At 43.1% G+C, this 14,796-nt stretch carries 14 protein-coding genes; 8 read left to right on the top strand and 6 right to left on the bottom strand.

What is annotated here, in order from left to right:
- Positions 1-19 precede the first annotated feature (19 nt).
- The 3 genes from QYF49_RS05080 to yugI all read left to right on the top strand — a co-directional run bounded on the left by QYF49_RS05080 (position 20) and on the right by yugI (position 2,812).
- Entirely contained in the window at positions 20-187 is a 168-nt protein-coding gene (locus QYF49_RS05080) for a sporulation protein YjcZ (protein WP_290398520.1), read from the top strand.
- A gap of 659 nt (positions 188-846) precedes the next feature.
- Entirely contained in the window at positions 847-2,229 is a 1,383-nt protein-coding gene (locus QYF49_RS05085) for a class II fumarate hydratase (RefSeq protein WP_290398521.1), read from the top strand.
- Between the two features lie 184 nt (positions 2,230-2,413).
- On the top strand, positions 2,414-2,812 hold the full coding sequence (gene yugI / locus QYF49_RS05090; RefSeq protein WP_053357353.1) for a S1 domain-containing post-transcriptional regulator GSP13: 399 nt from the start codon (positions 2,414-2,416) through the stop codon (positions 2,810-2,812).
- A gap of 54 nt (positions 2,813-2,866) precedes the next feature.
- Here the strand turns inward: yugI and QYF49_RS05095 are convergent, their stop codons facing one another.
- A complete protein-coding gene (locus tag QYF49_RS05095) occupies positions 2,867-3,103 on the bottom strand; it encodes a DUF378 domain-containing protein (RefSeq protein WP_290398522.1) in 237 nt (78 codons plus the stop codon).
- 241 nt (positions 3,104-3,344) lie between these two features.
- On the opposite strand from QYF49_RS05095, the gene QYF49_RS05100 reads away from it, so the two are divergent.
- The 3 genes from QYF49_RS05100 (at position 3,345) to QYF49_RS05110 (ending at position 6,526) form a co-directional block, all read left to right on the top strand.
- Entirely contained in the window at positions 3,345-4,508 is a 1,164-nt protein-coding gene (locus tag QYF49_RS05100; RefSeq protein WP_290398523.1) for an iron-containing alcohol dehydrogenase, read from the top strand.
- A gap of 166 nt (positions 4,509-4,674) precedes the next feature.
- The gene (locus QYF49_RS05105; RefSeq protein ID WP_290398524.1) at positions 4,675-6,024 is read left to right on the top strand and encodes a glucose-6-phosphate isomerase; all 1,350 of its coding nucleotides are present in this window, start codon (positions 4,675-4,677) and stop codon (positions 6,022-6,024) included.
- Between the two features lie 94 nt (positions 6,025-6,118).
- The gene (locus QYF49_RS05110) at positions 6,119-6,526 is read left to right on the top strand and encodes a YugN-like family protein (RefSeq protein WP_290398525.1); all 408 of its coding nucleotides are present in this window, start codon (positions 6,119-6,121) and stop codon (positions 6,524-6,526) included.
- Between the two features lie 18 nt (positions 6,527-6,544).
- Here the strand turns inward: QYF49_RS05110 and QYF49_RS05115 are convergent, their stop codons facing one another.
- From QYF49_RS05115 to QYF49_RS05125, 3 genes are all read right to left on the bottom strand, one after another.
- Entirely contained in the window at positions 6,545-7,324 is a 780-nt protein-coding gene (locus QYF49_RS05115) for a potassium channel family protein (protein ID WP_290398526.1), read from the bottom strand.
- Between the two features lie 114 nt (positions 7,325-7,438).
- Positions 7,439-8,485, bottom strand: coding sequence for a hypothetical protein (locus QYF49_RS05120; protein ID WP_290398527.1), 1,047 nt, complete (start codon positions 8,483-8,485; stop codon positions 7,439-7,441).
- Between the two features lie 228 nt (positions 8,486-8,713).
- On the bottom strand, positions 8,714-8,971 hold the full coding sequence (locus QYF49_RS05125; RefSeq protein WP_290398528.1) for a hypothetical protein: 258 nt from the start codon (positions 8,969-8,971) through the stop codon (positions 8,714-8,716).
- Positions 8,972-9,182: 211 nt separating this feature from the next.
- On the opposite strand from QYF49_RS05125, the gene QYF49_RS05130 reads away from it, so the two are divergent.
- Entirely contained in the window at positions 9,183-10,271 is a 1,089-nt protein-coding gene (locus QYF49_RS05130; RefSeq protein WP_290398529.1) for a CotH kinase family protein, read from the top strand.
- 114 nt (positions 10,272-10,385) lie between these two features.
- Here the strand turns inward: QYF49_RS05130 and QYF49_RS05135 are convergent, their stop codons facing one another.
- Positions 10,386-12,173 carry an anti-sigma-I factor RsgI family protein gene (locus QYF49_RS05135; RefSeq protein ID WP_290398530.1) on the bottom strand — a complete coding sequence of 596 codons (1,788 nt, stop codon included), beginning with the start codon at positions 12,171-12,173 and terminating at the stop codon, positions 10,386-10,388.
- Positions 12,174-12,186: 13 nt separating this feature from the next.
- Complete coding sequence (locus QYF49_RS05140; protein ID WP_290398531.1) at positions 12,187-12,609, bottom strand: hypothetical protein; 423 nt, start codon at positions 12,607-12,609, stop codon at positions 12,187-12,189.
- Positions 12,610-12,905: 296 nt separating this feature from the next.
- On the opposite strand from QYF49_RS05140, the gene QYF49_RS05145 reads away from it, so the two are divergent.
- Positions 12,906-14,570: a serine hydrolase domain-containing protein gene (locus tag QYF49_RS05145; RefSeq protein ID WP_425589546.1), complete on the top strand. Its 1,665-nt coding sequence runs from the start codon at positions 12,906-12,908 to the stop codon at positions 14,568-14,570.
- The last annotated feature ends 226 nt before the right edge of the window (positions 14,571-14,796 follow it).

Here is a 14,796-nt window from a genome sequence, read left to right on the forward strand (position 1 = left end):
TGAAGGAGGTTTGTAATATATGGCATATCCTTATGGTGGTGGCTTTCCGTACTATGGCTACGGCTACGGCTATGGCGTAGGCGGCGGTGGCGGCGGTGGATATGGTTACGGCTGGATTTGGGCTGTCTTGATTATCATATTTATACTTCTCCTTATCTTTGGAGGTTTATGGTGGTTCTTTAGATAAGGAAGTGAAGGGCTTGAAGATCTAAACTTCAGGCTCTTTCCATGAATAATGCGGATAAAAAAGGGGATAATGTATCAAAAAATGGAGCGAAAAACGGATGCATAGTAAACACACCGTATTATATATATGTGAAGAATACTTAAGCGGGAATTGCTATTATTATAAAACTGAGCTGATCACCCATGATTCCTGGAGAAACCCGGAGTCTATTTCGTGGTCCCGTCCCCGCCCCATTTCAAAAGCGACTTTCATGAAACAAAAAAAAGCCGGTTTCAGGACTGAGCACCGAAAAATTAATAAATCTCCTGCCAGGGTCATCTCCTTACATAAAAACAGGACGAACCGGGCGGCTTCTGAATGATTTGTATTGCTGTACAAGGTCTCTGTGTTTAGGAGGCTTTTTTTATTTTCTGCGATGCAAGAAAAGACAAAAAAGACAGGCATGTGGTGGCATGCCTGTCAAAAGAAAAAGGGGGAATATTGAATGCTGCCTTATCATTATGGACAGCTCTCCAAAAGTTAAACCATAAAAGAAGGAAAAAAGGGAATACAGAGACTGTGTAGATTATGGTGCCTGGATTACGGTGCCTGGCACCCCTTTTTGACATGTTTGTAATCGTGGTGCCAGGCACCGATAATAGAAAGGAGATGTGCCAAGGATGACAGAATATCGGATAGCGAAGGATACGCTAGGAGAAGTGAAGGTGCCCAAGGAGGCATACTATGGGGCCCAGACCCAGCGGGCGGTGGAGAATTTTCCGATCAGCGGGCAAACATTGCCTTTTGCTTTTGTTAGGGCACAGGCGATCATCAAAGCGAGCGCAGCTGCAGCCAACCGGGACTGCGGAGAGCTCGATGAAAAACGAGCCAATGCCATTGTTCAAGCAGCAGAGGAAATTATGGAAGGCAAACTGAAAGATCAGTTTGTCGTTGATGCTTATCAGGCTGGAGCAGGAACATCACAGAATATGAACGCCAATGAGGTAATCGCCAGCCGTGCTTCTGAGCTTCTCGGCGGTTCAAAAGGAGATTGGAGCAAGGTCCATCCGAACGATCATGTAAACATGGCCCAGTCTACCAATGATACGATCCATGTTGCCATCAATGTCGCAGCAGCACAGGAACTGTATGAGAAGCTTTATCCTGCGCTCGAGGAAACGATAATTGCGCTGAGGAATAAGCAGGCGGAATTCCACCATATCATCAAATCAGGAAGAACCCACTTGCAGGATGCTGTTCCGATGCGGCTCGGACACTCATTTGGGGGATATGCGGAAAGCCTGCAAAAAGCATATGAGGCCTTCAAACAGAGTGAGCCTTTCCTCTTTGAGATCGGACTTGGGGGAAATGCAGTAGGCACGGGAATCAACGCCCACCCTGAATATGCGGACCGCGCGATCAAGGAGGTTGCCGACAGAACCGGCCTGCCGTTCAGAAACCCGACGGACCGCTTCCGATTCATGCAGAATAACGGGGCTGCCATCCAGATCAGCTCCCATCTGAAAGAGCTGGCGATCCATCTTATTAAAATTTCCTCTGACCTGCGTCTCCTTAGCTCAGGACCCCGGACAGGAATAGCAGAGCTTATCCTGCCTGCTGTTCAGCCGGGTTCATCCATCATGCCTGGAAAAGTAAATCCCGTGATTCTTGAAAACATGTATATGATCTGTGCCCAGGTCATCGGCAATGATACATGCATTACTACAGCCGGGATCGGCAGCCAGCTTGAGATTAATGTCATGATGCCGGTCATCGGCTTCAACCTTCTTCATTCCATCACCATTCTGTCTTCGGGGATGAAGGTCTTTACCGAACGCTGTCTCAGCGGCCTTGAAGCGAATGAAGGCCGTATTAACGCATTGATGGAACAAAGCCTGGCGATAGCTACCGCATTAAATCCAAGAATAGGATATGAAAAAGCGGCAGAAGTAGCAAAGGAAAGCTATCAATCGGGCAAAACAGTAAAAGAAGTAGCTGTAGAAAAAGGATATGTGACCGAAGAACAAGCAGAAGCTTTGTTAAATCCGGAGAACTTAGTCTGATTTTTTGTAAAAAAAGTTTCCATTTCATGCAAATATGGGTATGGGAATGATGCAAATGTCATTCTTATGCCCTATTTGCTCGGAAACAGGCATGGGCAGGAGGTTTTATCCTGTTTCATTCGTTTTATTTTATTTCCTGTATGTGTTATACTTAATAGGTTAAAAAATAGTTAGGAGTGTTTTCATGAATTTTGAAGTTGGTAGCATCGTTGAAGGTAAAGTAACAGGAATTAAACCGTTTGGTGCTTTCGTCGCTTTAAACGACGAAGTTCAGGGATTAGTTCATATCTCTGAGGTTTCTCATAGCTTTGTTAAAGATATTAACGACGTATTAAAAGTGGGGGATGTTGTTCAGGTTAAAATCCTTTCTGTTGACGAGGATTCTAAGAAGATCTCTTTGTCCATCCGTCAAACTCAGGAAGCTCCGGCACAAGCTCCTAAAAAGGAGCGCCGTCCTGCACCGAAGAAGCAAGCGGCTCAAGATTCTTCCAAAGGCTTTAACACACTTGAAGCTAAACTTAAAGAGTGGTTGAAAGAGTCTACAGACCGTCAAGCTCAACTGAACAAACGCCTTAAGAAGTAATAAAAAAGGTTCTTCCCTTAGAGGAAGAACCTTTTTTATATTTCAACGTACATATTACACGCGGTTGGTTTCAATGCTGTCTTCTCGTTCAACTTCATGTGACGGTTTGAAAAGGAGAGTCAGGCAGTATAAGCCGGATAATCCAACCAGCCCGTAAACAATGCGGGAAAGAGCTGCATCTTGTCCGCCGAAGACCGCCGCCACCAAGTCGAATTGGAAGAAACCGATAAGACCCCAGTTAATGGCACCAATGATAACTAATGCTAATGCCGTGCGCTGTAATCCATTCATGGCATTACCTCCCTTAGGGATTAAATAGATAGCAGTAATAGGATGACATCTTTCTGTTAGGATTATACATTTCCACCTACCACTTAAACATAAACATCGTTCCCTATGAAATTTAATGTTTGTTTAAATGTTTGTTTAAGTTTTGCTAAGGTATCAGTGCTTTAAGCCGATTACTTTACTTTTAATTTCCATCTGATAGATAATACTAACGAAGTATTGGAAATGAAGGAGGAAAAAATAAATGAATTCATTTACGTACTATAATCCGACAAGATTAGTTTTCGGTAAAGGGCAGCTTAGCCAGTTATCTTCTGAAATGGAACCCTACGGGAAAAAAGTACTGCTTGTTTATGGGGGCGGAAGCATTAAACGGAGCGGACTTTACGATCAAGTAACCGGCGAGCTAAAAAAAATGGGTGCTGAAGTTCATGAATTATCCGGTGTAGAACCAAATCCCAGATTGACTACGGTTAAAAAAGGGATTGAGATCTGCAAAGAGAACAATGTTGAATTCATCCTTGCAGTGGGCGGAGGAAGTGTTATTGACTGCACAAAGGCGATCGCAGCAGGAGCCAAATACGATGGGGACGTTTGGGATTTTGTAACCAAAAAAGCCACTCCTAAAGATGCGATTCCGTTCGGTACGGTTCTTACCCTGGCCGCTACAGGCTCTGAGATGAACGCTGGTTCTGTTATCACAAACTGGGAAACGAATGAAAAATATGGATGGGGAAGCCCGCTGGTGTTCCCTAAGTTCTCTATTCTTGACCCAGTGAATACATTTACAGTGCCAAAAGACCATACGATCTACGGAATGGTGGATATGATGTCTCACGTTCTTGAAACGTACCTTAACCATACAGAGAACGCACACCTTCAAGACCGTTTTGCTGAATCCATCCTTAAAACGGTTATGGAAGCAGCTCCTAAATTAGTAGATGATCTTGAAAATTATGATTTGCGTGAAACGGTTCTTTATAACGGGACAATGGCACTGAACGGAATGATTGCTATGGGGGTAAAAGGTGACTGGGCGACTCATAATCTTGAGCATGCGGTCTCGGCCGTTTATGACATTCCTCATGCCGGCGGATTAGCGATCCTGTTCCCGAACCTGCTTCGCCACGTGATTGATCAAGGACCTGAACGCTTGAAGCAATTAGCTGTCCGTGTGTTTAACGTAGATCCACAAGGCAGATCAGACCGTGAAGTTGCGCTCGAAGGTATTGACAAGCTGTCTGCATTCTGGACTTCTATCGGTGCACCTCATCGTCTTGCAGACTATGACATCGACGATTCAAAGCTTGATCTCATTGCAGACAAAGCCATGGCAAATGGTGAATTCGGTAATTTTAAAAAGTTGAATAAAAAGGATGTACTCGAAATTCTTCGTATGTCTCTATAAGGAAAAAGAGGGGAGTTCCCTCTCTTTTTTTATTCAGAGGATTCGCATTTTTTCTAAATATTACGACTACTTGGAGTAAACGTTTTCAAGCGGCCGTTTTCTTGATTAACATTTTTTATTTGGTTAAAGTAAAAGAAACCAGAACAAAAAACGGAGGCGTTTAAACATGGCCAATAAACTGCATTTTGATTACAGCAAGGCTTTGCCTTTCTTAGGTGAGCATGAAGTATCTAATTTATCTGCATTAGTAAAAGCAGCACACGAGCAAATCCATGATAAAACTGGTGCTGGAAGCGACTTTTTAGGATGGGTCGATCTTCCGACAGCCTATGATAAGGAAGAATTTGCGCGTATACAAAAAAGTGCCGAAAAAATCAAAAGTGATTCTGATGTGCTGATCGTGATTGGTATCGGCGGATCTTACTTAGGAGCCCGTGCGGCGATTGAAATGCTCAATCACTCGTTCTACAATCTGCTTTCTAAAGAAGAACGCAAAACCCCGCAGGTTATCTTTGCAGGGCAAAACATCTCTTCTACGTATGTTAAAGACTTGTTTCATGTATTAGAGGGCAAAGATGTTTCCGTAAACGTGATCTCTAAATCTGGAACAACGACTGAACCTGCCATTGCGTTTCGTATTTTCCGCAAGTTCCTTGAAGAGAAGTATGGCAAAGAAGAAGCACGAAAACGTATCTATGCCACAACTGACCGTGCAAAAGGTGCATTAAAAACACTGGCAGATGAAGAAGGCTACGAAAGCTTTGTGATTCCTGATGATGTAGGCGGACGCTATTCCGTGCTAACAGCGGTAGGGCTTCTTCCGATCGCAGTCAGCGGTGTAAACATCGAAGAAATGATGAGCGGAGCGGCAGATGCGAGCAAGGATTATTCCAATCCGAACCTTGCCGAAAATGAAGCTTACCAATATGCAGCTGCTCGTAACGCGCTTTACAATAAAGGTAAAACGATCGAATTGATGGTGAACTATGAACCGAACCTTCATTATGTTTCCGAATGGTGGAAACAGCTGTATGGTGAAAGTGAAGGGAAAGACAACAAAGGCATCTATCCAGCATCTGTTGACTTTTCAACGGATCTGCACTCCATGGGCCAATATGTGCAGGAGGGACGCCGTGATTTGTTTGAAACTGTCCTGAATGTCGAGAAGGCACGTGAAGAAATGACGATCGAGGAAGACGATCAAAACCTGGATAAGCTGAACTTCATTGCAGGACAAACCATGGACGTTGTGAACAAGAAAGCGTTCCAGGGGACATTGCTTGCGCATACGGATGGCGGCGTGCCGAACTTGATCGTGAACATTCCGGAAATGACACCGTATCATTTCGGATATCTGGTGTATTTCTTTGAAAAGGCTTGTGCCATCAGCGGCTATCTTCTTGGAGTAAATCCATTCGATCAGCCAGGGGTTGAAGCCTATAAGAAAAACATGTTTGCGCTTCTCGGTAAACCTGGTTTTGAAAAAGAAAAGGAAGAACTTGAAAAACGTCTTTAAATCATAAAGCTCCTAGCCCGCAGGGCAGGGGCTTTATTTTTTATGCTTTTGGGGGATGATAAAAGGTAAACCGTTACCAATAAAGGAGATAAGAATGATTCCGTTACAAAGCAAGCTGGAGAATGAAGTGTTTGCGTTTAATGAACTGGAGGATAAGCTTAAGCAGATTGGTTATACAATCGGAGGCAACTGGGATTATGACCACGGCTATTTTGATTACAAACTGGATGATGAAGTCGGCTATACATTCGTCAGAGTGCCGTTTACGGCGTATGAAAAGGAAATCGGTGACGATGGAGCGATGGTGACCTTGGGAGAACCGTTCCTCCTCGCTCACAAATATCAGATCGGTCTCGATGACAATGTCAGTGCAGGAAACCTGTCAGGAAGCTTAAACCAGTTCTCAGAGCCTCAGGATCCGGATGCATCAATCGATGAGAAATGGATCGGCATCGGCAAAAAACTGATTGAAAAAACAGAGTCCCAATTGTTGGCTGACTAAAGGGTAAGGAACCGTTCCTTACCCTTTTCTCATCGATTGGAAACTAATTTGAGCCATGCAGTCACTGGCAAGATTTGTTGTATTTATCAATTCATCGGCACCGGCTCTCATGCTGTTGTTATGCTGTTCCGGTGTCAATATTTCAGCCATCACATGAACGGAAGGATTAAGCCCTTTAACTGTAATAATGGATAGGATGGTGTGCATATCCGCTTCAGCTTCTTTCATATTTTGGTCAGCTGTCAAAAGAACAGCCTTTGCCTCTTTAATGTTAGCCTTCTCCCACGTCTCGTCCTTAGCGGGGCTGCCTTTTATAAAAAATACCCCTTGATCGGACAAGGGATTTTCATTCAGTGACGAATCAATGATCATGATGGTGAATGAGTCCTGTTCTTGTGATAGAGTACTGATGGTCTGCTTTGCCCGTTCATTCCATCCGACAATACATAGATGTCCTGTTCCGTTAAACATGAGTTTCCCTTCTTTATATTTATTTTGGCTTTTAATAACAGCTGAAGCCGCATTAACGGTAAAAAAAGCGATAAAAGATCCTCCCAAAAAAACAAGAAGGATGGCGATAAACCGGCCGCTAAAGGATCTGGGAACAAAATCCCCAAAACCAACGGTTGCCGCTGTCATGACCGCCCAATAGATTCCTACAAATACGGTTGGAAAGTTTTTCGGCTCTAAAAAATGAATGAGGACACCGAATAGAATCATCAGGGATCCGATGATGCTGAATAAGCGAATCAGCATAGGGAGCCGCAAGTATGAAAAAAAGAATTCTTCAAATTTCATAGAGCACATCCTACAAACATGATAGTACAAGTATGTCCCAGAAAAAAATGAGCAAAACATCGAAATCTGCAAACGAGTAAAGCCCTCAGAAGAATTTCTGAAGGGCTTTTGAGATTACTTGCCAGACTTGCTGGATTTACCTGATTTATTGTTCTTGTTTTTGTCCTTGTTCTTGTCGTTATTCTTGCTCTTGTCGTTATTCTTGTCCTTGTCATTGTTCTTGTTCTTGTCGTTATCCTTGTTGTTATCCTTGTTGTTGTCATTATTGTTATTGTTGTTATTGTTGTTATTATTGTTGTTGTTATAGCTTAAGCTTAGGCTTTTAATATGACGCGGAAGAATACGGTGAATGACATTGTCGCCATACACACAGACATAGCCGCCGACGTAATCTGTCAGCATACCTTCAACGCAATCCGGACCGCCGCGGTTGATTTTAACTTTTTTATATTTGAGGCGTTCAAATAAATCTTTAAAGCCATACTCTCTAAAGTATTCAGGATCTTGCTCGGCTTGGTTTTGAGAGCCGTTCTCATCTTGTTGCTCCCACCATTGTTTTCCGCTGCTTTTTCCAGATGTTTGGCCTGAAGATTTACCAGAGGATTTGCCAGAAGATTTGCCAGAAGACTTTCCGCTCTCTGAGCCGGATTCAGAATCATTTTCACCGTCTCCGTCATCATCTGATTGCTGGTTCTGCTGAACCACACTTATGCTTTTTATATGCTTGGTATTAAAATAGACGACACCGTCGTTGTCACTAGATAGGACCACATAATCGTAAGTGCTGTCGAGCAGTTTCCCTTTTCCACATTCAGGGCCCCCGCGGTTGATCTGGATGTATTCGCCAATCATGTTATCCATAATCGCGGAAAAGCAGGAAGGTGTGAAGTACTCCCAAGTTTGGTTTTGGTTTGAGTTTTGGTTTGAGTTTTGGTTTGAGTTTTCATTGCCGTTTTGCTGTTGATTGTTGTCATTTTGGACGGCTTCCCCAAAGCTCTTTAAGTGATGGGTCGCATAGTAAACGCACCCTTCATTATTATCTGCACCTACAACAACATAGTTATAGCCCATGTGAAGCAACTTTCCTGACTTGGCTTCCGGTCCCCCTTTGTTCACATAGATGTTTTTGCCAACCAATGATTCCATATCAAAGTCAGACATTCATGTTCTCCTTTCAGAACTGTAGATTGATTTGTTGTTACATAGTAAAAATATATGTAAACAAGCATCCATCGGCGATGGTACAAGTGCCTCTTTCTATGAAAAAACAGCTATTGCCTACCATCGACATAAAAAACAGATAGAGCAATTGCCCTATCTGTTTTTTTTAATGGCAGGAATCGGAGCTGGAACTGCGTTTTTGTTTTACAATCACTTTGTTCGCTTTAATCACGATCTTTCGATTCCTTCTGTGTGATCGATGACTGCTACTGCTGCTACTGCTGCTGCTGCTGCTTCTGCGGCCAGATCTCTTACCAGATCTTCTACTTGAACTTGAACTTGAGCTCGAGCTTGAGCTTGAACGTTTGCTTGAATGTTTGTGTTTACTCGAGCTTGAGCTGGAGCTTGAACTTGAGCTTGAACTTGAGCTGGAACGTTTCTTTGAATGTTTGCTTGAACATTCGCTGGAGCTTTCAGATGGATCATTATGCCATACGCTGCCCATGAATAGACCTCCCGTACTTTATTTAGGTGAAAAGAATTCTCTTGTAACCTCTTTTCAAAAATATTGTACGTAAGTTTTTGCGTTATGCTTGGACATCCGTTTAGATTTAATGCCACTTTTACAAAATTGGGTTGTAGCGGTGCCGCTCTTTTTGTCATAGAGATAAAGTAAAACGGGAAAGAGGCTGATGGAATGCAGTATAAGGAGATACCGAAATATTACCTTAAAGTTCCCATTAAAGGAGCAAAGACCATTGAAAAAGGAAAGTGGGCGAAGCAGCCTGTTAAGGGGAAGATCAAAACAGGCGGGACAACGTGGAGCACCGAAGTAAAGTTCAGGGGTGCGCATATCTTGTCCTTTCCTAAAAAATCCTACGATCTTGAGTTTTCAAAAAAACAAGATTTTAATGGGGCAGTAAAAATTCATTTGAACGCAGAGTATGTAGATCCATCCCTGATGAGAAATAAGCTTTCCCTTGATTTCTTTCGTGAGATCGGTGTGCTATCTCCTGAGGCCGATTATATCGTCCTCTATATCAACAACCTTTATCAAGGTATATATCTAGCGCTGGAGTCGGTGGATAAAAGATTTTTAAGAAAGAGAGGACTGCCTGAGGGCAGTATCTATTATGCCATTTCAGAAAATGCCAACTTCTCCAAGTATAACCCCACAACGAAAAAGAAAAAGCGTTCAATAACTGCAGGTTATGAAATAAAATATGATCAGGACCACTCCTTCAATAATCTGCGGAAACTCATGAAGTGTATTCTTACCGCCTCAGAAAACGATTTCCCCCCAAAAATAGAAAGACTTCTGGACGTGGAGCAATATTTTAAGTGGCTCGCAGGTGCCGTATGTACTCAAAATTTTGATGGATTTATCCATAATTATGCTTTATATAAAAACGGTGATTCTGGCCGCTTTGAGATTCTGCCATGGGATTATGATGCAACCTGGGGAAGGGATATCCACGGGGACATCATGGGAAACAGGTACGTCCCAATTGAAGGCTATAACTCACTGACGGCACGGCTTCTACTTCATCGTCCATTCAAGCGCCAATATAAGAAAATCATGGAAGAAGTGCTGGAAGACGCGTTTACATGCAGGGCTTTAGAGCAGAAAATCTTTCAACTGCATAAAAATTTGCGGCCTTACCTCGTGAAAGATCCTTATAAGCACCGGTCACTTTCTCTTTTTGATGATGAGCCCGATTTTATTTTAGATTTTATAAAGAGCAGAAATCGCTATTTAAAGGAACGGCTAACACGCCTTCAATAAAAAAATCCTGCTGAACAAAATGTTCAGGCAGGATTTTCTTTTAAGCGGCGGTCGTGATCAACACAGGGCTTTCAGTTTCAAAGGATTCTCCTCTTGCAACTTCTTCAGTATGCTCTACCGTGTCGTCAGCGGAATGAATTCTTTACTTACACTTGAATCCGCCTGTTCTTTTGCCGCCTTCTCTGTTACATTCGTCTCAGAAGCCGGGACTGTTTCATCCTGAGCCACTGGTGTTTCATTTGCTGCAAGCGGTTCTTCATGCGGTGAATCAACGGATGGAGCAAATCTGTCCTCTGAATCAGGTAACGGTGTTTCATCCGATGAAGACAGTTCGTCTGGACCTGCAGTGCCGATTTTTTCTGTTGAAGGAGAAGTTTCAGGAACCACCGCTTCAGGGGAGGATGTATCTTCAGACGATAGAGTTGGTTTTCTTTGACTTTCTTCCTGTCCTGATTCTTTAGACGGCGATTCGTCCGATGTTTTGGTTAATGTGGAATCAGCCCTTCCATTTGCAGGAACAGTTGAAGCAGAACGATCCGTTTTTGTATCAGTGCCCCCATGTTTTGCTGAGTCCGTATTCTGGTTTTCCTCTTTATTGCATTTTTCTTCTGGTTTTGTTTCTTCTTTTTCTTTCACCGGAACAGCAGCAGGCTTTTTAATTTCTTCTTTTGCTGGAGGAGGAGCAGGTTTGCCGCTCTCTTTCTCTGTTGCTGCTGGTATTATTGCATCCGGCTTAGAGCTTGCAGCCGGGGCAGGAACAGGTTCAGCCGGTTTGGCAGTCTCGTTTGCTGATGCTGGAGATGGCGCTGCTCTTTCTGGCACTGAAACGGAACTCGAAGGCTGAGCAGAAGGTGTTGTGGCCTGTCCGTCTCCATTTGATTTTACTTCATCTGCTGGTGCTTTTACATTTCCTGCATAAGGGGGAGGCGTGCTGCTTGATGCAGGTGAAGTTTTTTGGTCAGAACTTCCAGAAGGAGCACCAGGCTCGTTTACGGCCGGTACCGGCTCTGCAGCTTTTACGATGGCTGGATCAGCGACAATTGTCAAAGAGTCATCGTTGACCGTTTTTGGAATGGCAGTTGTTTGTCCTGCAGCAGGTTCAATATGAACATAAACGGCAACGTCGTGATATTCATTCGATTGTGCCGTTGAGAGAAGGTCGCTAATCGATCCCACTACTTCTGACAGTTCCTGAATGCTTTTTAGTTTAATATCGGCCTTTGTAATATGGATGCCTGCCTCTTTTGCAGCCATGAAAATCGCATATTTTCCGGGTGAAACGCCAATTTTTTTCGCTTGTTTACGCTCTTGATATGACATGATTAATGAGGTCATATCAATTTGATTTTCCTGTGCTTTCTTTTCCATCAAAGAATTAATTTTTTGCTCGATCTTTCGCTGTATTTTTTTTGAAACATCTTTGTTAATGGTGGTTGTAACGATGACTTCCTGATTCGGTTTAATAAATCCTTTTGCTCTGCAGATCTCAAATATCTTTTCTGTAACTTTCTCGATCGGCTGATTCTTCCAATCTTCGAGTATCGCCACAATTTTTTTTCCATCAGCATTATAAGCATTAATATTCTGTACGAGCAAGTCATCATCGATTTCGAGCTCAATGCTTGGGTTCATTTCAATCCCTACATAGGCATAGACACCTTGTCCTGTATAAGGAGCAAATTGGAAAAGTAACAAGATCAGGGCCATCACAAACACTGTCGCTGTTTTCCATCTAATGGCGGGGAGCAGGACCGCCCGTTGTTTTTCCGATTCGTTCGGCAAGTATATATCACTGCCAACACTATATTGTCTGTTTGAAACTTTAACTTTGCGAAAAATGCCGCCCTCTGACAGAACGATTAAATGGCGGCGTTTAACTTCTACCACAATTCCCTTAGTCATCGAAAGGGGCCTCCTATTCTGGCAAATAGCCTTTAAGATTATGATAGTCTTCAATCACGATAAGAGCTGTAGCGATAATATAGGGGGCATATCGAGTGATGCTCTTCTTTTGAAACTTTTTTAAAAGCTGGGAGGTGGGCAGACTTCTTTTGTTAAGAAAAAATGATCGTAGTTCAATGTCGTTTGCTATGTATGATGCGATGATGAAGGCTTCTTTTCTAGTATTCTTTGTCGGGGGTGTCCACCTAGGCATCTGACAGATATCAATGCCAAATTGCAAAAGCCTGCTGTTATAATGTTCAACTTCTTTGTCAGGTGAAATGGATTTTGGCTCCAGACGAGCTGCTGCTGAGGAACGGGAATCAATGGGGTTCCTATCGTTTGGCGATATATATGCATTTGAAATGAATTTCTTTCTTTTAAGCCATCTGATCATTAAACACCCTCCATTTCTCCGTTTCCTGTCTATAAACATATATTTAGAAAATATTAACTATCAGATTATAGTATGGAAGTAAAGAAAAAAACAGGTGCAATAGTCACGCTTTATTGATTTGTGAGGGGGGATAAAGTCTAGTAAATCTGCTTGGTTGAAAGTCTTGTAATTGAAAAAGTTATGGGAAAATAGGAAATGGAAAAATATAGATCAGGACCTTAGTGGCATGGCTTTTTCAGTGTAACGTGCTACCCTTTAGTTAATGAATTGAATTTTCTGAAAACGGAGGAGAAGCAATGTTAAGAAGATGGAAACAGCCGGCAGCCATTTTATTAGGGATAAATCTAGCTTTAACTGCAGGAGCGCCTGCGATGGCTAAGGCGCAAAGCGAAAAGCAGGATCATGAACACCGAGGTGACTGGAATCATCCGGGCTCCTCTTCACCGGTCATTCATAATGGTACCCCGAGAAGTGCAGGGCTCCACCCGGAATCACTGAGCAGCATCGACACAACGATGAACAAAGCGATGGGAACAAAGATGATCCCTGGCGGTGTTGTATTAATTGCCAGGAAAGGTTCAATTGCGAAATGGGAGGCTTACGGTTATGCCGCCCGTTATACGGATGATCAATTCACAGAAATGGAGCATCCGGTTCCGATGACGAAAAATACCATTTTTGACCTGGCATCCATCAGTAAAATCTTTACGGCAACAGCGGCAATGAAGCTGTATGAACAAGGTAAATTTAAACTGGATGACCGAGTGGCTGACTACATTCCTGAGTTTAAGGAAAACGGAAAGGAAAGCGTGACGATCCGCCAGCTTCTTACACATACTTCCGGCTTTGAGCCGTTCATTCCATTATATAAGATGGGAAGCAACAGAGAGGATCGTCTCCATATTGCGCTGACTCACCCATTAAAGAATGCACCCGGAACAACCTATACATATAGTGACCTGAATATGATTACACTTGGTGTTCTTGTCGAAAGGCTTTCAGGAAAAAGGCTGGATCAATACGTTAAAGAAGCAATTACGGGTCCGCTGAAGATGCGAGACACGATGTACAATCCGCCGGCCTACCTAAAACCCCGTATTGCAGCTACAGAATATGAACCATATATTAACCGGGGCATCGTATGGGGAGAGGTACATGATGAGAATGCCTGGTCGCTTAATGGTGTTGCCGGCCATGCAGGCGTCTTTTCCTCCGCACACGATCTGGCGGTGTTTGCTCATATGATGCTTCAACACGGAAAGTATGGACATAAGAGGATTCTAAAGCCATCTACTGTCGAACTTCTTCAAGAAAATCAGCTTCCGCAGTTTCCTTCCAACTCCCATGGGCTGGGGTGGGAGCTGGATCAAGGCTGGTACATGGATGCTCTATCAGATACGGCGACTCTAGGCCATACGGGCTTTACCGGTACGACGATGGTTGTCAGCCAAAAAAACAAGATGATCGTTCTAACCCTGACCAACCGCGTTCATCCAACGCGCAATACTCCGTCATTAAATCCTGTACGCCGGGAAGTGGCGCGTTCTGCTGCCGACTCGATTCCTGTTCCATTGAAACGAAATGAAAAAGCATGGTTTGCTGGCTACGGCGACTCGATTACCCGTCCTGTTGTTTTTGAACTAAGTGAACCTGCTGAAAGCATCAGCTTCCACACCTGGTATGAGATTGAAAAGAACAGTGATAACGGAACCGTTGAAGCATCTTCAGACGGCAAGACATGGCAAAAGACGGATATGGCGTTTACAGGAAAAAGTGATGGATGGAAGCAGCAGACGGCATTTCTTCCGGAAAATTCTAAATTTGTCCGTTTTGTTTATAAAACAGATGCTTCTGTCAACGGCCGCGGCTGGTATGTAAAAGATGTGAAGGCAATGAACTCATCCGGAAAGAAAATTCAAAGCACCATAACAGAAAATCAATGGTCGGAACGAAACTATTAATAAAAATTAACCAGAACCGCCCTTTTGGCGGTTTTTTTTGTTTTGGAATCGGTTTGCAGTAAAGGAAAAAAGATGAAAATAGAGGCGGTTTACAGGCTGATCTTCGTGTATCAGGTGCAAACCATCTTAATCTGGTTGATCTTTCAATGGTTTTTTGAAAAATAGGAACAAATTCATGGTTCAGGAAGCTCATCCTTGAGGTTTTTCTTTTAAAAATTGTCTTTTC

Source organism: Fictibacillus terranigra, from assembly GCF_030412265.1.
Taxonomy (GTDB): Bacteria; Bacillota; Bacilli; order Bacillales; family Fictibacillaceae; genus Fictibacillus_C; species Fictibacillus_C terrinigri.